At 71.2% G+C, this 20,788-nt stretch carries 22 protein-coding genes and 1 pseudogene; 14 read left to right on the forward strand and 9 right to left on the reverse strand.

Annotation, left to right across the window (positions count from 1 at the left end):
* Positions 1-59 precede the first annotated feature (59 nt).
* The 4 genes from ACQEVG_RS09530 (at position 60) to ACQEVG_RS09545 (ending at position 2,367) form a co-directional block, all read left to right on the forward strand.
* Positions 60-416, forward strand: coding sequence for a DUF3459 domain-containing protein (locus tag ACQEVG_RS09530; RefSeq protein WP_432979910.1), 357 nt, complete (start codon positions 60-62; stop codon positions 414-416).
* Between the two features lie 110 nt (positions 417-526).
* Positions 527-1,246: a vWA domain-containing protein gene (locus ACQEVG_RS09535; RefSeq protein ID WP_432979913.1), complete on the forward strand. Its 720-nt coding sequence runs from the start codon at positions 527-529 to the stop codon at positions 1,244-1,246.
* Positions 1,243-1,803 carry a HutD/Ves family protein gene (locus ACQEVG_RS09540; RefSeq protein WP_432979916.1) on the forward strand — a complete coding sequence of 187 codons (561 nt, stop codon included), beginning with the start codon at positions 1,243-1,245 and terminating at the stop codon, positions 1,801-1,803. The genes ACQEVG_RS09535 and ACQEVG_RS09540 overlap by 4 nt, the downstream gene beginning before the upstream one ends.
* 90 nt (positions 1,804-1,893) lie before the next feature.
* A complete protein-coding gene (locus tag ACQEVG_RS09545) occupies positions 1,894-2,367 on the forward strand; it encodes a pyridoxamine 5'-phosphate oxidase family protein (protein ID WP_432979919.1) in 474 nt (157 codons plus the stop codon).
* 9 nt (positions 2,368-2,376) lie between these two features.
* On the opposite strand, the gene ACQEVG_RS09550 is transcribed toward ACQEVG_RS09545, so the two are convergent.
* Together ACQEVG_RS09550 and ACQEVG_RS09555 are read right to left on the reverse strand one after the other, a co-directional pair.
* A complete protein-coding gene (locus ACQEVG_RS09550; RefSeq protein ID WP_432979922.1) occupies positions 2,377-3,357 on the reverse strand; it encodes an acyl-CoA dehydrogenase family protein in 981 nt (326 codons plus the stop codon).
* On the reverse strand, positions 3,357-4,496 hold the full coding sequence (locus tag ACQEVG_RS09555; RefSeq protein ID WP_432979925.1) for an acyl-CoA dehydrogenase family protein: 1,140 nt from the start codon (positions 4,494-4,496) through the stop codon (positions 3,357-3,359). The genes ACQEVG_RS09550 and ACQEVG_RS09555 overlap by 1 nt, the downstream gene beginning before the upstream one ends.
* 46 nt (positions 4,497-4,542) lie before the next feature.
* Between ACQEVG_RS09555 and ACQEVG_RS09560 the strand changes: the two genes are divergently transcribed.
* The 5 genes from ACQEVG_RS09560 to ACQEVG_RS09580 all read left to right on the forward strand — a co-directional run bounded on the left by ACQEVG_RS09560 (position 4,543) and on the right by ACQEVG_RS09580 (position 9,190).
* The gene (locus ACQEVG_RS09560; protein ID WP_432979928.1) at positions 4,543-5,331 is read left to right on the forward strand and encodes an SDR family oxidoreductase; all 789 of its coding nucleotides are present in this window, start codon (positions 4,543-4,545) and stop codon (positions 5,329-5,331) included.
* 15 nt (positions 5,332-5,346) lie between these two features.
* Positions 5,347-5,967 (forward strand): TetR/AcrR family transcriptional regulator, encoded by a 621-nt coding sequence (locus tag ACQEVG_RS09565; RefSeq protein WP_432979931.1) that lies wholly within the window; start codon positions 5,347-5,349, stop codon positions 5,965-5,967.
* 17 nt (positions 5,968-5,984) lie between these two features.
* Positions 5,985-7,142, forward strand: a complete 1,158-nt coding sequence (locus tag ACQEVG_RS09570) for an acetyl-CoA C-acetyltransferase (RefSeq protein WP_432979934.1) — start codon at positions 5,985-5,987, stop codon at positions 7,140-7,142.
* Positions 7,143-7,340: 198 nt separating this feature from the next.
* Positions 7,341-7,544: a cold-shock protein gene (locus ACQEVG_RS09575; protein ID WP_003969786.1), complete on the forward strand. Its 204-nt coding sequence runs from the start codon at positions 7,341-7,343 to the stop codon at positions 7,542-7,544.
* Between the two features lie 92 nt (positions 7,545-7,636).
* Entirely contained in the window at positions 7,637-9,190 is a 1,554-nt protein-coding gene (locus tag ACQEVG_RS09580) for a DEAD/DEAH box helicase (protein WP_432979938.1), read from the forward strand.
* A gap of 134 nt (positions 9,191-9,324) precedes the next feature.
* Here ACQEVG_RS09580 and ACQEVG_RS09585 read toward each other — a convergent pair whose 3' ends face one another.
* The 4 genes from ACQEVG_RS09585 to ACQEVG_RS09600 are packed head-to-tail and all read right to left on the reverse strand — an operon-like array spanning position 9,325 to position 12,726.
* Positions 9,325-10,386, reverse strand: a complete 1,062-nt coding sequence (locus tag ACQEVG_RS09585) for an NAD(P)H-dependent flavin oxidoreductase (protein ID WP_432979941.1) — start codon at positions 10,384-10,386, stop codon at positions 9,325-9,327.
* Positions 10,386-11,120, reverse strand: a complete 735-nt coding sequence (locus tag ACQEVG_RS09590) for a CoA-transferase subunit beta (protein ID WP_432979944.1) — start codon at positions 11,118-11,120, stop codon at positions 10,386-10,388. Before ACQEVG_RS09590 ends, ACQEVG_RS09585 begins: the two co-directional genes overlap by 1 nt.
* Positions 11,099-11,950: a CoA transferase subunit A gene (locus tag ACQEVG_RS09595; protein ID WP_432979947.1), complete on the reverse strand. Its 852-nt coding sequence runs from the start codon at positions 11,948-11,950 to the stop codon at positions 11,099-11,101. Before ACQEVG_RS09595 ends, ACQEVG_RS09590 begins: the two co-directional genes overlap by 22 nt.
* On the reverse strand, positions 11,947-12,726 hold the full coding sequence (locus ACQEVG_RS09600; protein ID WP_432979950.1) for an enoyl-CoA hydratase family protein: 780 nt from the start codon (positions 12,724-12,726) through the stop codon (positions 11,947-11,949). The genes ACQEVG_RS09595 and ACQEVG_RS09600 overlap by 4 nt, the downstream gene beginning before the upstream one ends.
* A gap of 56 nt (positions 12,727-12,782) precedes the next feature.
* On the opposite strand from ACQEVG_RS09600, the gene ACQEVG_RS09605 reads away from it, so the two are divergent.
* The 4 genes from ACQEVG_RS09605 (at position 12,783) to ACQEVG_RS09620 (ending at position 15,312) form a co-directional block, all read left to right on the forward strand.
* Positions 12,783-13,535 (forward strand): SDR family oxidoreductase, encoded by a 753-nt coding sequence (locus ACQEVG_RS09605; protein ID WP_432979953.1) that lies wholly within the window; start codon positions 12,783-12,785, stop codon positions 13,533-13,535.
* A gap of 1 nt (position 13,536) precedes the next feature.
* Positions 13,537-14,418 (forward strand): SDR family oxidoreductase, encoded by an 882-nt coding sequence (locus ACQEVG_RS09610; RefSeq protein ID WP_432979956.1) that lies wholly within the window; start codon positions 13,537-13,539, stop codon positions 14,416-14,418.
* A gap of 102 nt (positions 14,419-14,520) precedes the next feature.
* Positions 14,521-14,910 carry a ribonuclease gene (locus ACQEVG_RS09615; RefSeq protein ID WP_432979959.1) on the forward strand — a complete coding sequence of 130 codons (390 nt, stop codon included), beginning with the start codon at positions 14,521-14,523 and terminating at the stop codon, positions 14,908-14,910.
* Positions 14,911-14,928: 18 nt separating this feature from the next.
* Positions 14,929-15,312: a barstar family protein gene (locus ACQEVG_RS09620; protein ID WP_432979962.1), complete on the forward strand. Its 384-nt coding sequence runs from the start codon at positions 14,929-14,931 to the stop codon at positions 15,310-15,312.
* Between the two features lie 15 nt (positions 15,313-15,327).
* On the opposite strand, the gene ACQEVG_RS09625 is transcribed toward ACQEVG_RS09620, so the two are convergent.
* Entirely contained in the window at positions 15,328-16,845 is a 1,518-nt protein-coding gene (locus ACQEVG_RS09625; RefSeq protein ID WP_432979965.1) for an ankyrin repeat domain-containing protein, read from the reverse strand.
* Positions 16,846-16,868: 23 nt separating this feature from the next.
* Positions 16,869-17,777, reverse strand: a complete 909-nt coding sequence (locus tag ACQEVG_RS09630; protein WP_432979968.1) for a hypothetical protein — start codon at positions 17,775-17,777, stop codon at positions 16,869-16,871.
* A 273-nt stretch (positions 17,778-18,050) separates the two neighbouring features.
* Here ACQEVG_RS09630 and ACQEVG_RS09635 point away from each other — a divergent pair, with 273 nt between their 5' ends.
* Positions 18,051-18,770: a S1 family peptidase gene (locus ACQEVG_RS09635; RefSeq protein ID WP_432979971.1), complete on the forward strand. Its 720-nt coding sequence runs from the start codon at positions 18,051-18,053 to the stop codon at positions 18,768-18,770.
* Between the two features lie 277 nt (positions 18,771-19,047).
* Here ACQEVG_RS09635 and ACQEVG_RS09640 read toward each other — a convergent pair.
* Positions 19,048-20,788, reverse strand: a pseudogene (locus ACQEVG_RS09640) (glycoside hydrolase family 35 protein).

A 20,788-nucleotide genomic window follows, 5' to 3' on the forward strand; every position in this document is an offset into this window, starting at 1 on the left:
CCCGACCGGACGATGGGTGGGCGCCGCGGTGCGTCTGCTCACCGGCGCCGTTCTACCGGATGGTCGTCTCCAGCCCGCGGCGCAGCTCCGCTCTGTTCGACAAGTCCCCGATCCCCTCGCCGTGGTCGCTGGAGAACTACCGGGCGGTGCTTAGGCCGGGGACGGGCTTCGGGCGGGCGCTGCTCAACAGCCTGCTCGTGGCCGGCATCACCACGGTGCTCACCGGAACGCTCAGCTGGGAGAGCGCCCCGGACAGCGACGTTCTCTCGTTCCGCCGTGAGCCCGGCTTCCGGTGCGTGGTGAACTTCTCCGACGAGCCGGTGGCCCTGCCCGCCCACAGCGAGGTACTTCTGACCAGCGGGACGCTGGAAGGTGACCGGCTGCCGAGCGACACCGCGGTGTGGCCGGCGCTCTGAGGAGACGGGGCGGCCGGGCCGGATTCTCCCTCTTGACGGGGGACCGGCCCGGTCCGGTTGCGGTGACGTAGCCTCAACTCTCCCGTCCCCTCGTACGAACGGAGCCCCGCATGGCGGCCATCAGCCTCGCCAAGGTCGAGGAGAAGGCGCCCGCGCTCGTCAGCCTCTACAAGAGCGCGGGCGTATCGCTGCAGAAGCACGGTCTGAGCGGGCAGCGCGCCGCCGTCTACCTTGTGCTCGACTACTCGGGCTCCATGAAGGACTACTACAAGGACGGCAGTGTGCAGGCGCTTGCCGACCGGGTGCTCGGTCTTTCGGCCAACCTCGACGACGACGGTTCCGTACCCCTCGTCTTCTTCTCCACGGACATAGATGCGGTCACCGACATCGCCCTGGAGAACCACCGGGGCCGGGTCGACGAGATCGTGGCGGGCCTCGGCCACATGGGCAAGACCAGCTACCACCTGGCGATGGACGCGGTCATCGACCACTACATCGACAGCGGTTCGACCGCGCCCGCGCTCGTCGTCTTCCAGACGGACGGCGGCCCGATCAGCAAGCACGCGGCGGAGCGCTATCTGTGCAAGGCGGCGAAGCTGCCGCTGTTCTGGCAGTTCATCGGCTTCGGCAACAAGCGCAGCACGCAGTTCGACTTCCTGCACAAGCTCGACGAGCTCGCCGTGCCCGGCAAACGCGTTGTCGACAACGCCGGTTTCTTCCACGCCGGGCTCGACCCGCGCAAGGTCCCGGACGAGGAGCTGTACGACCGGCTGGTCGCCGAATTCCCGCAGTGGCTGGCCGCAGCCCGCGCGCAGGGGATCGTGCGATGACGATGCGAGTGCTGCGGGCGGCGGACCGTACCGCCGTGCCGTGGAAGAACGGCGGCGGGGTCACCCGTGAGATCGCCCTCTGGCCCGAGGGGGCTGGGACGGACGACTTCGACTGGCGCATCAGCCTCGCGGACGTCGCCGCGGACGGGCCGTTCTCCGCCTTCCCCGGGATCGCGCGCACGCTGACCGTGGTCGAGGGCGCGGGGATGGACCTCACGGTCGGCGGGCAGCAGACACTGGCCGCCGAGCGGTACCTGCCCTACGACTTCCCCGGCGACGTCGAGGCCGACGGCAGGCTCCTGGCCGGGCCCGTCGTCAACTTCAACGTCATGTACCGCAAGGGCCGTACGGCATGTCTGACCTCGGTGGTGCGGGGAGGGCAGCTGGTCGTCGTGCCGTACGGCTCGACCATAGTGATCGTCGCGCTGGACGGGCCCACGGTCCTCAAGGAGGCGGGGGTGACGCTCGGCGAGTACGACGCCGTGGTGCTCGACGAGTCGCCCGGCTTGCTGCGTACGGAGGGGCACGCGGCCCTCGTCACGCTGCGGAGTGCCTGAGCGGGGCCCAGGGGGCACGTTCGCCGTGGATCGGCACACGGAGGGCAAAACCCGACAGCGGATGTCGCAGTTTGGCGGTTCGATGGCCTCATGACAACGTGTTCGTGGGCGGATTTCCTGGCGGCGGAGCCCGCCTTCGCCGAGGCCGTACAGAAACGCTTCGGTCGCTACAAGCACCATGTCCTGGCGACCGTGCGCAAGGACGGGTCCCCGCGGGTGACGGGGCTCGAAGCCGACTTCCGCTTCGGTGAGTTGTGGCTCGGCATGATGTCGGGCTCCCGCAAGGCGCAGGACCTCCAGCGCGATCCGCGCTTCGCGCTCCACGCGAACCCGGGGCCGGACGACTCGATGGACGGCGGCGACGTCCGGATCGCGGGGCGCGCGGTGGAGGTGACCGACTCCGAAGCGAAGGCCCGCTTCATGGCGGAGGTCAGCCCGCCGGAGCCGTACCACCTCTTCCGGGTGGAGATCGGCGAGGTGGTGCGGACGTACGTCGACGGCGACGAGCTGGTCGTACGGTCCTGGCGCCCGGGCGCAGGCGTCCGCGAGCACCGGCGCCGCTGAGTCCGCGGGTCAGCCGCCGAGCACCCGCGCCCGGCACTGGGCGGGGGTGCCCCAGGCGTCGCGCAGCGGCCTCGCCTTGCGCAGCCAGAGCGAAAGGTCGAGCTCGTCCGTGTACCCCACCGCGCCGTGCAGCTGGAGCGCGGCCCGGGCGGCGGCGTACGCGGCCTCACCCGCGGCGACCTTCGCGGCGGCGACGTCGGCGGGGGACAACGAGAGGGCGGCCCCGTAGAGCAGCGGCCGGGCGAACTCCAGCCCGACGAGGACGTCGGCAAGCCGGTGCTTGACCGCCTGGAACGACCCGATGGCGACGCCGAATTGGGTGCGCTGTTTGACGTATGCGACGGTCCGCTCCAGCAGCGCGAGCCCGACGCCGAGGGCTTGCGCGGCGGTGACGAGCCGCGCGACGTCTCGGGCATGGGCGGCGGCGTCCCCGACATGTGCGCCCTCGGCGAGCACCTCGCCCCCCTGCGCGGGAACGGCCAACCGCCGTACGGGATCGAGGGACGCGCGAACGGGGCCGTGGGAGGGAGCGATGTGCAGGGCCGAGTCGTCGGCGGCCACCACCAGCGTCACCGTCGCCGCATCCGCGTCCAGCGCGTGGCCGCCCCCCGTCGTCAGCGTCGCCACTGCCTCGCCCGAGGCCAGGCTCGGCAGCAGGCGCTTCGCCGCGCTCGAGTCGCCCCGGTCCGACAACCGTGTCAGCAGCGCCGCCGACGCGACCGTCTCCACCACAGGGCCCGGAACCGCGTGGCGGCCCAGTTCCACGAAGGCCACGGTCAGTTCGACCGGCAGCGGGCCGACGCCCTCGTACGGCTCCGGCACCGCCAGCGCGAAGATCCCGGCCTCGGCCAGACGGGACCACAGGGCCAGACCCGGCGCTTGGTCCCCCGCCGCCCAGGCGCGGGCCGCCGGCGTGGGGTCCGAAGCCGTCAGCATCGCGTCCAGGGACCGCGCGAACGCCCGCTGTTCATCGTTGAGGAGAAAACGCATCAGCGGCGGCCCTTCGGAAGGCCGAGCAGCCGCTCGGCGATGATGTCGCGCTGGATTTCGTTCGTGCCCGCGTAGATCGGACCCGCCAGCGCGAAGACATGGCCCTCGGCCCAGCCGGTGTCGGCCCGTTCGCCGTCCGGGCCGAGCAGATCGAGCGCCGTCTCGTGCAGGGCGATGTCGTACTCGGACCAGAAGACCTTGTTCAGGCTGGACTCCGCACCGATGCTCGCGCCCGACGCGAAGCGCGAGGCCCCCGCGTAGGTGAAGAGCTGATACGCCCGCGCCCCGATCACCGCGTCCGCCACCCGGTCGCGTACCCCCAGGTCCTCGCCCCGCTCACGCCACTCCCGTACGAGACGGTCCGCGGCGGCCAGGAAACGGCCGGGGGAGCGCAGCATCAGCCCGCGCTCGTTGCCCGTCGTGGACATCGCGATCCGCCAGCCCTGACCCGGCTCGCCGATCACGTTCTCGTCCGGGACGAAGACATTGTCGAGAAAGAGTTCGGCGAACGCCGGCTTGCCGTCCAGCCGGCCGATCGGGCGGACCGTCACCCCGTCCGCCGACAGGTCGAACATCAGATACGTCAGCCCCTGATGCGGCGTCGGCGCATCGGGGTCAGTGCGGAAGATGCCGAACGCCCGGTCAGCGAAGGCGGCCCGCGAGGACCACGTCTTCTGGCCGCTCAGCAGCCAGCCGCCGGCCGTGCGCACCGCACGGGACTTCAGCGACGCGAGGTCGGAGCCGGATTCGGGCTCCGACCAGGCCTGCGCCCAGATCACCTCGCCGCTCGCCATCGGAGGCAGCACCCGCGCGCGCTGCTCGTCCGTCGCGTGGTCGAAGAGCGTGGGGGCCAGCAGATTGATGCCGTTCTGCGAGACCCGCCCCGGCGCGCCCGCCGCGTAGTACTCCTCCTCGAAGGCCAGCCAGCCGAAGATGCCGGCGTCCCGCCCGCCGTACCGGCGCGGCCAGGAGACGACCGACCAGCGGTCCGCGTGCAGCTGTGCCTCCCACGTCCGGTGCGCCGCGAAGCCTTCCGGCGTCTCCAGCGACGGCAGCGGCTCGGCGGGCACATGGGCCGCGAGCCAGGCGCGGGCCCCGGCCCGCAGCGCCTCGTCGTCGGCGGAGTGGTCCAGATCCATCCGGACCTCCTTCCCTAACAAGTGTTTGGTAGGTTAACGTGCTGCTGTGACGGACAACAGGGCGCAGTACGTACCGGGCCACGGCCTGCTGAAGGGCCGTACCGCCGTCATCACCGCCGCGGCAGGCGCCGGCATCGGCGGCGCGACCGCCCGCAAATTCCTGGAGGAGGGCGCCCGCATCCTCATCAGCGACGCCCACGCCCGCCGGCTCAAGGAGTCCCGGGCGGCACTCGCGGAGGAGTTCGGGCCCGACGCCGTGGCCTCACTGCCGTGCGACGTCACCGACGAGAGCCAGGTCCAGGCCCTGTTCGAGGCCGTTGTACAGGAACACGGCGGCCTCGACATCGTCGTCAACAACGCGGGCCTCGGCGGCACCGCCGCCCTCGTCGACATGAGCGACGAACAGTGGGACAAGGTCATCGACGTCACCCTGAACGGCACCTTCCGCTGCACCCGCGCCGCCCTGCGCTCCTTCCGCGCGACCGGCCGCGGCGGAGTGATCGTCAACAACTCCTCCGTCGTCGGCTGGCGCGCCCAGGCCGGCCAGGCCCACTACGCCGCCGCCAAGGCCGCAGTCATGGCGCTCACCCGCTGCGCGGCGATCGAGGCGGCGGAGTACGGCGTACGCGTCAATGCCGTCGCCCCCAGCCTCGCCATGCACCCGCATCTGGTGAAGGTCACATCGCCCGAGGTGCTCGATGAGCTGATCACCAAGGAGGCCTTCGGGCGCTACGCCGAACCGTGGGAGATCGCCAACGCCATCGTCTTCCTGGCCAGCGGCTACTCCTCGTATCTCACCGGCGAGGTCGTCTCCATCAGCAGTCAGCATGCGTAGACGGAGAATGACCGTGTGCCGAACCAGCCGAACAAGAAGAAGAACCAGGTGACCCCCTCACCCGCGCGCCGCCGCGAGCTCCTGGACACCGCCGCCGAGGTGTTCGCCGCCCAGGGGTACAACGCCACCACCGTCCGCAAGATCGCGGACGAGGCGGGGATGCTCGCCGGCAGCCTCTACTACCACTTCGATTCCAAGGAGTCGATGCTCGACGAGATCCTCTCCACCTTCCTCGACGAGCTCTGGCAGGGCTACGACAGCGTGCTCGCCGCCGGACTCGGGCCCAGGGAGACCATCGAGGCCCTGGTCATCGAGTCCTTCCGGGAGATCGACCGGCACCGCGCCGCGGTCGCGATCTACCAGAAGGAGTCCAGGCACCTGGCCGCCCAGCCCCGCTTCCACTACCTCACCGACTCGCAGCAGAAGTTCGAGAAGGCATGGCTCGGGACGCTGGAGCGCGGGGTCAGGGAGCAGGCGTTCCGCGCCGATCTGGACATCCGGCTCACCTATCGGTTTGTGCGCGACACCGTGTGGGTCGCGGCGTCCTGGTACCGGCCGGGCGGACAGCACAGCCCCGACGAGATCGCCCGGCAGTACCTGTCGATGGTGCTGGACGGAATCGCCGTACGCAGATAACCGATCAAGGAGTTGTCATGGGCGAGGCCTACATAGTCGATGCAGTGCGCACTCCGGTGGGCAGGCGCAGGGGCCGGCTGGCCGGGGTGCACCCGGCCGACCTGGGCGCGCATGTCCTGACCGCCCTGGTCGAACGCTCCGGGATCGACCCCGCCGCCGTCGAGGACGTCGTCTTCGGCTGCCTCGACACGGTGGGCCCGCAGGCCGGCGACATCGCCCGCACGGCATGGCTGGCCGCGGGACTGCCCGAGGAGGTGCCGGGCGTGACGATCGACCGCCAGTGCGGCTCCTCCCAGCAGGCGGTGCACTTCGCGGCACAGGGCGTGCTGTCGGGCACCCAGGACCTGGTCGTCGCGGGCGGCGTGCAGAACATGACGCAGATCCCCATCGCCTTCGCGTCCCGGCAGGCCGCCGAACCGCTCGGGCTGACCGGTGGCCCGTTCGCGGGCAGCGAGGGCTGGCGTGCCCGGTACGGCGACCAGCCCGTCAACCAGTTCCACGGCGCACAGCTGATCGCCGAGAAGTGGGGAATCTCACGGCGCGACATGGAGGAGTTCGCGCTGCTCTCCCACCGGCGGGCCATCCGTGCCATCGACGAGGGGCGCTTCGCGCGGGAACTCGTGGCGTACGGCGAAATGACCGTCGACGAGGGTCCGCGCCGCGACACCACCCTGGAGAAGATGGCGGCCCTGAAGCCGGTCCTGGACGGCGGCACCATCACGGCCGCGTGCTCCTCGCAGGTCTCGGACGGCGCGGCGGCGATGCTGATCGCGAGCGAACGGGCCGTCGAGCGGCACGGCCTGACGCCGCGGGCCCGTATCCACCATCTCTCCGCGCGCGGCGAGGACCCGATCCGGATGCTGTCGGCCCCGATCCCCGCGACGGCGTACGCGCTGAAGAAGACCGGCCTGTCGATCGACGACATCGACCTGGTGGAGATCAACGAGGCCTTCGCGCCCGTGGTGCTCGCCTGGCTGAAGGAGACCGGCGCGGACCCGGACACGGTCAATGTCAACGGCGGAGCCATCGCGCTGGGCCATCCACTCGGCGCCACGGGCGTCAGGCTGATGACGACGCTGCTTCATGAACTGGAGCGCACGGGAGGCCGGTACGGACTGCAAACGATGTGTGAAGGAGGAGGTCAGGCCAACGTCACGATCATCGAACGGCTGTGATCACGAGCCTTTTGGGACGCGGCGTGCTACGGTTGGCCACGTTGCAGTTTTGGTACCCATGAACTTTGTGTGCGCCTGACGGGAATGCTTCCTCAGGCGCACATTATTGTTTCCGGCTTTTCCGGATGGGGGTCCATGCAGCGACGGGAAACTCACGAGGTGTGAGTTTTCGGCTTGCCCCTGTTTTAGGAGAATGACATGGCTACTGGAACCGTGAAGTGGTTCAACTCGGAAAAGGGCTTCGGCTTCATTGAGCAGGACGGCGGCGGCGCCGACGTCTTCGCCCACTACTCCAACATCGCGACCTCCGGCTTCCGTGAGCTCCAGGAAGGCCAGAAGGTCTCCTTCGACGTCACGCAGGGCCAGAAGGGCCCGCAGGCGGAGAACATCGTCCCGGCCTAATCGCTGGACGCGTATCTCGCAGCCGGGGCCCGCACCGTCGTGGTGCGGGCCCCGGTTTGTGCTGTTCTCAGGCCAAGGAAGGCAAACTCCGAATGACTCGCTCCGAACGCCCGGCCGCCGCCCGTCCGGCCCGCAGGCGCCCGGTCCGCGCCAAGGGCCCTGTGAAGGGCTCCGGCAAGACTGCCGCCCGCAAGGTGGCGCCCCCGCAGGAATTCACGCTGCCGGAAACCGTCACCCCCGCGCTGCCGGCCGCCGGCGCGTTCGACGAGCTGGACATGCCGGCCGCACTGCTCAAGACCCTCGCGGCGCAGGGCGTGACCGAGCCCTTCCCGATCCAGGCCGCGACCCTGCCGAACTCCCTCGCGGGCCGCGACATCCTCGGCCGCGGGCGCACCGGCTCCGGCAAGACCCTCGCCTTCGGGCTGGCGCTGCTCGCGCGCACCGCCGGCCGGCGCGCCGAGCCGAAGGCACCGCTCGCACTCGTCCTCGTACCGACCCGCGAGCTCGCTCAGCAGGTCACCGACGCGCTGTCGCCGTACGCGACCTCCGTGCAGCTGCGGCTCGCCACGGTCGTCGGCGGTCTGTCGATCAGCAAGCAGTCGGGCGCGCTGCGGCGCGGCGCCGAGGTGCTCGTGGCCACGCCCGGCCGGCTCAAGGACCTCATAGAACGCGGCGACTGCGTACTGGACCGGGTGGCGATCACCGTCCTGGACGAGGCCGACCAGATGGCCGACATGGGCTTTATGCCGCAGGTCACCGCGCTGCTCAAGCAGGTCGAGGCGGACGGCCAGCGGATGCTCTTCTCGGCGACGCTGGACAAGAACATCGACCGGCTCGTACGGATGTTCCTCACCGACCCCGTCGTGCACTCGGTCGACCCGTCCGCGGGCGCGGTGACCACGATGGAGCACCATGTGCTGCACGTCGTGGACGAGACCGACAAGAAGGCCGTGGCCACGCGCATTGCGGCGCGCGACGGCCGGGTGATCCTCTTCGTCGACACGAAGCGGTCCGCCGACCGGTTCGCCAAGCGGCTGCTGGCCAGCGGCGTACGGGCCGCGGCGCTGCACGGCGGGCGTTCGCAGCCGCAGCGCAACCGCACGCTCGATCAGTTCAAGAACGGCCTGGTCACCGCGCTGGTCGCGACGAATGTGGCCGCCCGGGGCATCCATGTCGACGATCTCGACCTGGTCGTGAACATCGATCCGCCCGTCGACCACAAGGACTATCTGCACCGCGGCGGCCGCACCGCGCGGGCGGGCGAGTCCGGCAGCGTCGTCACGCTGGTGCTGCCCGAGCAGCGGCGTGAGATGACGCGGCTGATGTCGGACGCGGGCATCAGCCCGCGCACCGCCAGGATCAAGTCCAGCGACGAGGAGCTGGCCCGGCTTACCGGGGCGCGCGAGCCGTCGGGGATCGCGGTCACGATCGAGGTCCCGCAGCCGGCCGTGCAGCAGCAGCGGCCGCAGCGCCGTCGCGCGCAGGTGCCGGGGCAGGGCGCGCAGGGCGGTGGCGGCGGCCGAAGCCGCGGTCGTCGTGGCGGGCAGGGCAACGGTGGCCAGGGGGCGCAGACGGGGCAGGCTCGTCAGGGCGGGCGCCCGGCACGGGGCAGCGGCGCGCAGGGCGGACGGCGTACGGCGGCGTAGCCGGTGCCTGGGGTGTCTTTCTGGGGCTCCGCCCCGAACCCCGCTCCTCAATCGCCGGAGGGGCTCATTTTGAGCCCGTCCGGCGATTGAGGACAACGCCCGAAGGGCGTCCGGGGACGGGGCGGAGCCCCCGGTTACGGGAAGGGGCGCGATGGGGGAACAAGCCCGCGCAGCACCCCCATCGCATCCGACATCACCCGCTCCACCAGCTCCGCGCAGCTCGGCAGATCCTCGATCAGCCCCGCCACCTGCCCCGACGCCATCACGCCCAGATCCGTTCGGCCCTCCACCATCGATGCCCGCAGCAGCATCGGGGTGTTCGCGGCGAGCAGGGCCTGGCTCCAGCTCAGGTCCTTGCCGTGCTTCATCGCCAGTCCGTCGCGGATCATGGCGGCCCACGACAGGCCCGAGAGCTTCCGGAACCCCGACGCCCGCCGAACCGCGTGCACCAGCGCTCTCGTACGGCCCGCCCGCTCCAGGGAGTTGACGAATTCCGTACGCAGCATCCGGTGCGGCAGACCGTCGACCGCGGTGGTGACCGTGACGTCCTTGACCGTCGCGGCCAGGTACTTCGCCTTGACCGCGGCCGGGACGGTCGAGTCGGACGTGAGCAGAAAACGCGTGCCCATCGCGATGCCCGCCGCACCGTAGGCGAGCGCGGCGGCCAGACCCCGCCCGTCGTGGAAGCCGCCCGCCGCGATCACCGGGATGTCGACCGCGTCCACAACCTGCGGCAGCAGCACGGTCGTTGCGACATCGCCGGTGTGCCCGCCGCCCTCGCCGCCCTGCACGATCACCGCGTCCGCGCCCCACGCCGCGACCTTCTCCGCATGGCGGCGGGCCCCGATCGAGGGGATCACGACCACGCCCGCGTCCCTGAGCTCGGTGATCAGCTCGCGGGAGGGCGCAAGGGCGAAGGAGGCGACCCGTACGCCCTCGTCGATGATGATCCGCACCCGTTCGCGGGCGTCACCGGCGTCGGCGCGGAGATTGACCCCGAAGGGCGCGTCCGTGCGGGACGCGACCTCGCGGACGGCCCGGCGCAGCTGGTCGACGCCCATCGTCGCGGAGGCGAGGATGCCGAGCGCGCCTGCGTTGGCGGTGGCCGAGACCAGCCGGGGCCCCGCGACCCAGCCCATACCCGTCTGCACGATGGGGTGTTCGACCCCGACCAGTCTGGTCAGTGCCGTCTCCATTACGCCGGGACCTCGCGCTCACGCGCTCCCGTCGGGTCGATCACCTCGCGGATCAGCCGCAGTTCGTCTGCGCTCGGATCGCGGGTGTACGGGACGTCCGGGCCGATCGCCAGATCGAAGCCGGTGGCGTCCTGGATCTGCTCGACCGTGACCCCCGGGTGCACGGACGCGATCCGCATCGAGCGGTTGCCGGTCTCGAAGTCGAAGACGCCGAGATCGGAGACGACGCGTGGAATGCGGTGGTAGCGGGCGCCCGCGGCATGGTCGTAGCCGACGCCGCTCACCATGTCGACGCGTTCGACGAAGACCCGCGTCGAGTGCCTCGGCACCCAGTAACTGACCGGATTGTTGAGGGTGTTGACGGGCGCGCCGCGCACCCCGAGCAGCTGCCGCCTGGGGCGCGCCCAGTCGCCGATGCAGGAGATGTTCTGGTTGCCGAAGCGGTCGAGCTGACTGGCGCCCATCATCACGTGCCGCTTCCCGCCGGTGACCATCGTCAGATGCCTGCGGTACGGCAGCCAGCCCTCCACCGCCCCGCCGAGGCCGACCAGCATCGCCTCGCCGTCGGTGAGCAGCAGATCGGGCGAGAACGTGCGCCTGGCGAGCCTGGCCCCGAAGGACGGGATCAGTCCCATGGGGCTGGCCAGCACCTCGCCGTTGTCGCGCCATGCCTCGGCGCAGGCGATGACGCAGTACTCGGAACGGCTGATGGTCACTGCTGCTCCTTGTGCCATGCCTGGACGGCCGACTGGTAGTCGTGCTCGGTGGCGCCGGACAGGAAGCGCGCGGCGAACTCGGGCCACGGGGTGGTCGCGTACAGCTTCTGGAAGGCCTCGTCGCGGTGGTGGCCGGGGACGCAGGAGGTGAAGTGCGCGCCGTTCGGGGTCTCGACGACGCCGCTGACGCTGTGGCGCGACACCAGCAGCGACTGGGGCGGTGCGTCCTTGGTGAGTTCGGCGGTTTCCACCAGCTGCTCGCAGGAGACGTACGCGGTGTCGGCGGCCTCGCAGAACAGATCGTCGAAGTAGGGGTCGGGTCCCAGGTACTGGCCGTTGCCGAGCCGGTCGGCGCGGTTCACGTGGACGAGTGCGGCATCCATCCGCAGGGCCGGTACGGCGACGAACTCCTCCCCGTCGTCGTACGGCGAAGTCACCGTGCGCAGCCCGGGGTTGACCCGCATCACATCGGAGCCGATACCCGCCCGCACGGGGAGGAAGGGCAGCCGGTTCGCGGCGGCGTGCAGACCCCACATGAACATCGCCTCGTCGATCTCCGTCAGTTCGAGCGAGCCGCGCTCGCGTGCGGCGCGGAAGTGCGGTTCGAGCGGGATCGAGTCGAGTGTGACGAAGGCCGTGACGAGTGTGCGGATGCGGCCCGCGGCGGCGAGCAGGCCGACGTCGGGGCCGCCGTAGGAGACCACGGTGAGATCAGTGATCTCGGACCGGAGCAGTGCCCGCACCAGCGCCATCGGCTTGCGGCGCGAGCCCCAGCCGCCGATGCCGACCGTCATCCCGCTGCTCAGCCGGGACACCACCTCCTCGGGCGTCATCGTCTTGTCGGTCACGCTCGGTCCTCCTTGCCGACGGTGTCGTTGCCGACGGTGTCCTTGCCGAAGGTGTCGCGGACGCGGCCGGCGACCCCACTGAGGTTGGCCTCGAAGGTGAAGCCCTGCTCGAAGCGGTAGCTGCGGCGCACGTCGACGGGGTCGATGCCGTTGATGGCTGCCTTGGCCAGCCGGATGAGACGGCCGTCCTTCCGCGCGATCTCACGGGCCAGCCCCAGCGCCGCATCGGCCAGTTGATCGCGTGGGACGACCTGCCAGACCGAGCCGTGGGCGTGCAGTTCGGCGGCGGTCACGGTGCGCGAGGTGTAGTACAGCGCGCGCATCAGATGCTGGGGGACCAGCCGGGCGAGATGGGTGGCCGCGCCGAGCGCGCCCCGGTCCAGCTCCGGCAGCCCGAAGACCGCGTCGTCACAGGCGACGATCGCGTCCGCGTTGCCGACGAGGCCGATGCCGCCGCCCAGGCAGAAGCCGTGCACCGCCGCGACGACGGGCACCTCGCACTCGTACACGGCGGCGAAGGCCTCGGAGCAGCCGCGGTTGGCGCCGATCAGTGCGTCGTGCCCGGCATCGCGCTGCATCTCCTTGATGTCGACACCCGCGTTGAAGCCGCGGCCCGCGGCGGCCAGGACGACACAGCGGACCTCGGGGTCGCGGCCCGCCGTGCCCAGGGCGTCGGTGAGGTCGTACCAGCCCTGTACGGGAAGGGCGTTGACGGGCGGGAAGTCGACCGTGACGAGAGCGATGCCTTTCTCGGGGCGTGCGGTGGAGACACCCATGGGCGGATCAGCTACCTTTCCACCAAACATTTGTTAGGTGAGGAAGGTAGCAGCCGATGGAGCTGGACGGGAGGGTCGCCGTCGTCACCGGCGGCACGCGCGGCGTCGGCGCCGGGATCGCCCGGGCGTTCCTGCGGGCGGGCGCCACGGTGGTGATCTGTGCCCGGAGAAGGCCCGAAGTCCCGGTACCCGGTGCCGAGTTCGTACCGCTGGACCTGCGCGATGCGGCCGCCGTGGGGGAGTTCTTCGACGGCGTCCTCTCGCGGCACGGCCGCTTGGACACCCTCGTCAACAACGCGGGCGGGACGCCCTACCGGCTGCTCGGCGAGGGCGACGCGGCCCGTCATGCGCGGGTGATCGAGCTCAATCTCACCGCGCCGCTGACCGCGTCCCTCGCGGCCCACGAACATCTGCGGGCCTCCCGCGGTTCGATCGTGATGATCGGCAGCGTCAGCGGCGGCCGCCCTTCTCCCGGCACGGCTGCGTACGGGGCGGCGAAGGCCGGACTGGAGAGCCTGGCCCGCTCCATGGCCGTCGAGTGGGCGCCCGAGGTCAGGGTGAACACGCTCCTCCTCGGCATGGTCCGCACCGAGCTCTCCTCACTGCACTACGGGGACGAGGAGGGCATCGCGGCGGTCGGCCGCACGGTTGCGCTGGGACGGCTGGCCGAGCCCTCGGAGATCGGGGACGCGGCCGTGTTCCTTGCCTCGGACCGCGCGGCCTATGTGAGCGGGGCCGCACTGCTCGTCCACGGCGGCGGGGAGCGCCCCGCCTTTCTCGATGCCGCAACTGTCAACAAGGAGGAGTGAGATGACCCGGATCTGCGAAGGACGCGTCGTCATCGTCACCGGTGCCGGCCGCGGTCTCGGGCGGGCCCATGCGCTCGCCTTCGCCGCCGAGGGAGCGAGGGTCGTCGTCAACGACCTGGGCGTCGGCCTGGACGGGGCGGGCTCGTCGGCGAGCCCGGCCCGCCAGGTCGTCGACGAGATCACGGCGGCCGGCGGCGAGGCGGTGGCGCACGGCGGCGACATCGCGACGACCGACGGCGCGGCTTGTCTCGTCGCCGCGGCGCTCGACACCTTTGGGCGGCTCGACACCCTCGTCAACAACGCGGGCTTTCTGCGCGACCGGATGCTCGTGAACCTCGACGAGGACGACTGGGACGCGGTCGTGCGAGTCCATGTGAAGGGCCACTTCCTGCCGTTGAAACACGCCGCCGCACACTGGCGCGCCGAGGCCAAGGCGGGGCGTCCCGTGTCGGCCCGGGTAATCAACACCACGTCGGGGGCGGGGCTGCTGGGCAGCGTCGGCCAGGGCAACTATGCCGCGGCCAAGGCCGGGATCATCGGTCTGACGCTGGTCGCTTCGGCGGAGCTGGGCCGGTACGGCGTCCAGGTCAACGCCATCGCACCCGCGGCCCGTACACGGATGACCGAGGAGACCTTCGCCGGGCTCCGCGCGCTGCCGGAGGATGTCTCGCCGCTCGTCGTCTGGCTCGGCTCGGCCGGGAGCGCGGGCGTGACCGGCCGGGTCTTCGAGGCCGAGGCGGGCCGTATCACCGTCATGGAGGGCTGGCGGCCGGGCCCCACCGCGGACAAGGGCACGCGCTGGACTCCCGCCGAAGCGGGCGAGGCCGCACGCAGGCTCCTCGCGGACGCCGAGTCTCCGCAACCCGTGTACGGAGCGCGCTGAGCTTCACCCCCGCGGAGCCGGCCGGCCACTCAGGTTAACTCGTAGAAAACTAAGGGGCATTGGGCTTGACGCGTTCATGTCTACGCGCGTCATGATGTCCGTATGCGAATCCCCCCACGAATCGCCATGCTCGGCGGCATCGCCGCCCTGGTATCCACGCTCGTCATCGGCGGACAGGCCACGGCCTCCCCCACGGCCGCGGCCGCTGTCGGTGACATCTGCTACTCCGACCTCCCCTCCCAGGCGCACGACACCCTCGATCTGATCGAGCAGGGCGGGCCGTTCCCGTACAAGCAGGACGGCACCGTCTTCTCGAACCGCGAGGGCGTCCTGCCCTCGCACTCGTCCGCCTACTACCACGAGTACACGGTCAAGACGCCGGGCTCCTCGACCCGCGGCGCCCGCCGCATCGTCACGGGCCAGGCATCCGCCGAGGACTACTACACCGCCGACCACTACGCCACGTTCGACCTCGTCGACTACGGCTGCTGAGCCGGTATCCTCCGCCCCGTGACCAGGACCTACGTGATCGACGGGGCGGAGGTCACCGGCCTGGACAGCTTCTGGCGGGTGATCGGCGAAGCCGTGAACGGGCCCGGCGGATACTTCGGCCGCAATCTCGACTCCTTCGCCGACTGCCTCAGCGGCGGCATGGGGACTCCGGACGACGGCGACTTCGCCTTCGAATGGCGTGACCACGAGCGTTCCCGTGCTGCGCTGGGGCGCGACGAGACCGTACGGCAGCTGGAGCTCCGGCTGCGGCGGAGCCATCCGCTGAGCAGGGCCACGGTCCAGGAGCAGTTGGACCTGGCGAGGGCCGGCCTCGGCCCGACCGCGTTCGACTGGCTGGTGGAGATCATGGAGGAGCGGCCGGGCGCGCTGCGACTGCTCTGACAGGGGCGACGAGGGTCAGCGCCAGCGCGGCAGGGTCTGCTCGAGCCGCCGCTTGAGCTTCTCGTCCCTTATGTGCTGCACGGCGTCCGCGGCCGCCCCGCGGGCGTATCCGTCCGGGTCCTCGTCCGCGAGAATCCGCGCCAGGGCCGCTTCCGCACGCGGATCCTGACGGATCGCCAGACCCCGGGCCGCCTCCGCCGAGGTCTCCACGTCCTGGTCGGTGAGCCGCGCCGCCAGCGCCTCGCGGATCTCGTCCGTGTCGGCGTCCACGTCCGCCAGCGCCGTGGTCGCCCAGTCCCTGACATGGGGGTCCGCGTCCCGGCTCAGCGCGATCAGCGTGTCGATGCCCTCGGCATGATCGCCGGGGACGAGCCCGAACAGCGAGAGCGCCACCTGGTTGCGCACCACCGCGTCCGGATGGCCGGCATGCCGCAGGATCTCCGGCAGCACGGCCGGATCCCCGTGGTGTCCGAGCCCGAGGACGACCGCCTGGATCAGCTCCGGCTCCCGCGCCTCACGGGACAGCTCGCGCAGCAGCGGCAGCGTCCGGGCCGCGAACGGCCCCAAGCCCTCGTTCCCGAACCCCAGTTGGGCCAGCACGTCCGCCGCGAACGCCTGGCGCATCGGGTCGTCGCTCGCGCACCATGCGGCCGCCGCCTGGAAGGTCTCCTCGTCGCCGCGCGCCCACAGCGCCAGCACCGCTTCGACCCAGTCGTCCTGGTCGGGATCCCCGCAGCGCAGTGCCCGCTCGGCCAGGTCGGCGTACGGCGTCAACACCCCCAACTCCCGCTCCAGGAGCGTCACGATCGCCGCATGACCGGTCTGCTGCTCATTGCCCGCCCGCGGCGTGCCGTCCGCCTGCAGCACCTCGACGATGACGGTCTCCCCTCCGTCCTCGGCGACCCGGCGTGCCACCGTCTCGTACTCCTCGCCCTGCTCGCACGCGCTGAGCAGCCCCTCGCGCAGCTCCTGCTCGACATCCCGGCCGAGCCACAGCCGGGCCTCGGCGAGTGCCGCCTTCTTGGCTCCGGCGCCGGCACCGTGCCGCAGCAGGGCCCGCACGGTCGACGGGGAGCCGCGGCGGGCCGCCAGCACCAGCGGCAGCTCGCCGCCGGGCCCCGGCAGATCGGGATCGGCGCCGTGCTCCAGCAGCACCTCCGCGGTCGCGGCATGGCCGAGCGTCACCGCCCACCGCAGCGCCGTGAAGCCGTACGCCTCCTGCTGATCGGGCCGGGCGCCCGCGGCCAGCAGGGCCCGCACAACCTCGGTGTGTCCGCCGACCGCCGCCCCGCACAGCGGCAGATCCCCGCCCTCGGGACCGCTGCCGCGCCCGGGGTCGGCGCCCGCGGCCAGCAGCAGCCGCACGATGCCCGCTTCGGCGCTCACCGCCGCCCGGTACAGCGGCGTCTGCCCTTCCTCATCGGTCGTGTCCGCGGGGATCCCCCTGCGGAGCAGCGCCACGACGGCGTCGTCCGTGCCGCTGTACACCGCCCGGAACAGCTCGCGGACTTCCGCAGCCGGCTCTTTCGTCATATTTCGAGCCTACGGAAGATCGGTCAGGTGTCGCATTCGAGAATCGTGCGGCACAGCCCGCAGCGGACCCGCACCCGCCCCCGCACGGGAACGCGGATGCGCTGGTGGCAGGTGGGGCAGGGGAAGGAGACGCGCGGCCCGTCGGGCCCGCGCTCGAAGGAGTACGAGGACGACTCGGCGCCCGGACGCTGGGCGGCGGCCTGGCCGGGGCGCTCCATCGCATGGCGCCGCTCCTTGGCGTAGCGGTGGCGACCCGCCCAGCCCGCGGTGGTGAGCGGCGGCTGCTGGGCGTCGTGCAGCGCCTTGGCGCGGCCCTTGGTGTACGCGGTGTAGCCCTGCGGGCTGGTGAACCACGGCGAGGGGTCCTCGTCGAACGCGATCGCCCGCTTGGCGAGTACGTAGCCGAACTCCTCAGGGGTGAGATAGCCCAGCTTCTGGCTGGAGACGTCGTCCTCGCGGAACGCGTCGAGCAGCAGCCAGCCCGCGCCGAGATAGGTGGTCGCCGTGTCGGTGAGGATCTCGTTGTCGCGGGTGCCGCGGAAGGACAGATCGAGCCGGTGCAGCAGCACATGCATGATCTCGTGGGCGAGGGCGGCGCCGATGTCCCTCCGGTGGGTGCGGAAGCGGTCGTTCAGCTCGATGAAGTACTCGGGGCCCGCGGTGAGTTCGACGCTCGCCGCATGGTGCATCTCGCGGAAGCTCACGATCATCCGGGCGTCCGGCAGATGGAGGTGCTGGACCAGGGCGCGGGCCACGCGCTGGGCGCCGAGGTGGAGATCGTCGTGGTCGGAGAAGGTCACATCGGCGGGCAGGACGCTGGGGGCGTAGGAGTGCACGCCCTCCGCCGACAGCCGTCGGTGGACCGCGGTGATCGCCGCACGCACGGTGTCGAGGTGCGGATAGCCGTGTACGACCTCACTGCCCTTCGCCACCACGTTCCGTACCCCCCATGCACGACGGTCGGCCCGACTCAACTCTACGGGGCGGTGGGCGCGAATTCGCGCCGGTGAACAGGCCGAAAACTGCCCCTTGTGGCCCGAGTGATCCGCTCTCCATAATCCGGGTCACGCCTTGTCGGGCCCATGTCAGCGCGCGTAGGGCTGTACCTGGAAACGGCGGGGCGTAAATCTCAACCCCCCACGAAAGGCAGTCCGTTGAAGCAGTTCATTCGTGTGCTCCAGAGATGTGCCGCAGCAGGTGCCGTCGTGCTCGCGGCGATCAGCCTCCAGCCCACCTCGGCCTCGGCCGCCGCCCCGCCCGTTGTCGGCGGAACCCGCGCCGCCCAGGGCGAGTTCCCGTTCATGGTCCGGCTCTCCATGGGCTGTGGCGGCGCGCTGTACACCAAGCAGATCGTGCTGACCGCCGCGCACTGTGTGAGCGGCTCGGGCAACAACACCAGCATCACCGCCACCGCGGGCGTCGTCGACCTGCAGAGCTCGAGCGCCATCAAGGTCAAGTCGACCAAGGTGCTCCAGGCCCCGGGCTACAACGGCACGGGCAAGGACTGGGCGCTGATCAAGCTCGCCAAGCCGATCGACCTGCCCACCCTGAAGATCGCCGACACGAAGGCGTACGACAACGGCACCTTCACGGTGGCCGGTTGGGGCGCGGCCCGCGAGGGCGGCGGCCAGCAGCGGTACCTTCTCAAGGCGCAGGTGCCCTTCGTCTCCGACGCCAGCTGTCAGCAGGCGTACCCCGAGCTGGTGGCCGGCGAGGAGATCTGCGCCGGATTGCAGCAGGGCGGGGTCGACACCTGCCAGGGTGACTCCGGCGGACCGATGTTCCGCAAGGACAACAACAACGCGTGGATCCAGGTCGGCATCGTGAGCTGGGGCGAGGGCTGTGCGCGGCCCAACTTCCCGGGTGTGTACACCGAGGTGTCCACGTTCGCGGCGGCGATCAAGTCCGCGGCGGCGAACCTGTAATACCCGGGGCTCGGTTCCGGACCCCCGAGCCGGGGGTCCGGGGGCGGGCTTCCACGCCGGGGGCTGCGGCTTCGGACCTCAGTGCAGGGGCTTCGCCCCTGGACCTGCCCCCTACGCCCTGCGGGCGCGGGGGGACCCCGGCGCCTCAATCGCCGGCGAGGCTGAATTCGGGGCTCCGCCCGGACCCCGCTGCGGTTCGCCCGCGAAACCACCCATGGGACAGCAGCCACCAACGCCCCCTGGCCCACGGCAACCACGACCTCGGTGACTTGGAAAGTCACCCCAGGCAGACCCCCGCGCCCGCCCCCTCCAGCTCCAGCACCCACACCTCATTCGCCCCCTCCCGCAGCACCGGCCCCGGGACATACGGACCCCGCTGCGGCCCCGCCGACCAGTAGCGCCCCAGGCAGAAGCCGTTCACCCAGACGAACCCCCGTCGCCAGCCCGGCAGTTCGAGCTTCGCGTCGCCGGCGCCCCGTACCTCCAGTACGCCGCGGTAGAGCCCCGCGGCACCGCGTTCGGCGGTGCGGAAGGGGACCTTCGCGACCGCGCCCTCCTCCTCGAGGGTGGTCAGCCGCAGTGCCCGGGCCCGTATGCCGTGCAGGAACTGGCACTCGTGCAGCACGCCGCCGGTGATGCCCTTGGGCTCGCCCGTCCTCGGGCCGTAGTTGACGCGTCCCAGCGACTCGACCCAGAGCTCCACCTCGGCGGGCCCGGCCACCGGTTCCTCAAGGGCGGCGTTCTCGCCGCTCAGTACGCCCGCGCGTACCCCGTCGACGTAGACGACGGCCAGGTCCCGCAGACCCAGGACGCTCAGCGGATACGGGCGGCGCGGGCCGGGGACGCGGACGTGGTAGCGGACCAGACCGCGGTCGACGCCGAGCTCTTCGAACGTGGGCGTTATGGGGCCTTCCGATTCCTCGTCGCCGAGCGCCTCCAGTACGTCGTCGAGCCGTGCCCACTCGGTGAGCTCTGCGCGTACCGGCGCGCCCAGCGCGGCGGGCGTGGCCGGCAGCTCGGCCGGCGGGCCGTCGCGGTACGGCGCGAGCACGTCCCGGAACAGCCAGAACTTCTCCGTCGGCCGCCCGTACTCGTCGATCGGCGCGTCATAGTCGTACGAGGTCGCGGTCGGTTCCAACTCCCCGTTGTGCAGTTCGCCCGCGCGGTTCGCCCCCGCCCAGCCCGCGAAGCTGGTCCCGCCGTGCGCCATGTACACATTCACGGAGGCGCCGGCTTCGAGGATCTCCCGCAGCGTGGCCGCCGCGTCCGCCGGATCCCGTACGGCACGGTCCCCGCCCCAGTGGTCGAACCAGCCGCACCAGAACTCCATGCACATCAGCGGTCCGGTGGGCCGATGGCGGCGCAGCGTCGCGAAGGCCTCGCGGCCTCCCGACCCGAAGTTCGCCGTCGCGAGCAATCCGGGGACCGAGCCGCCGGTGAGCATATGGTCCTCGGGCCCGTCGGAGGTGAACAGCGGGACGCTCACGCCGCAGCCGCGCAGCAGGTCCACGAGATGGCGGAGATAGCCCTGGTCACAGCCGTAGCTGCCGTACTCGTTCTCGACCTGCACCATGATCACGGGGCCGCCGCGGGTGATCTGCCGCTCGACGACCTGCGGCAGGAGCCGGGTGAACCAGCGCTCCACATGCCCCAGGTATTCGGCGTCCTCCGTGCGTACGCGCCGTCCGAGGCGGCCGGTCAGCCAGTGGGGCAGCCCGCCTGTCCCACTCGGCGCAGATGTACGGACCGGGCCGCACGATCGCCCACAGCCCTGCGGCGTGCGCGGCGTCGAGGAAGCGGCCGAGCGCGTCGTCGTCGGCGTTCCGGCCGGGCCGCGGCTCATGGAGGTTCCAGGGGACGTACGTCTCGACGCAGTGGAGGCCCATGGCCCGCAGCATCGCCAGCCGGTGGTCCCACTGCGCCTCGTGTACCCGGAAGTAGTGCAGCGCTCCCGACAACAGTCGTACGGGCCGCCCGTTCGCAAGGAAATCCTGGTCACCCACCGTGAACTCAGTCAC

The organism is Streptomyces sp. CA-135486 (genome assembly GCF_050936555.1).
Classification (GTDB): Bacteria; Actinomycetota; Actinomycetes; order Streptomycetales; family Streptomycetaceae; genus Streptomyces.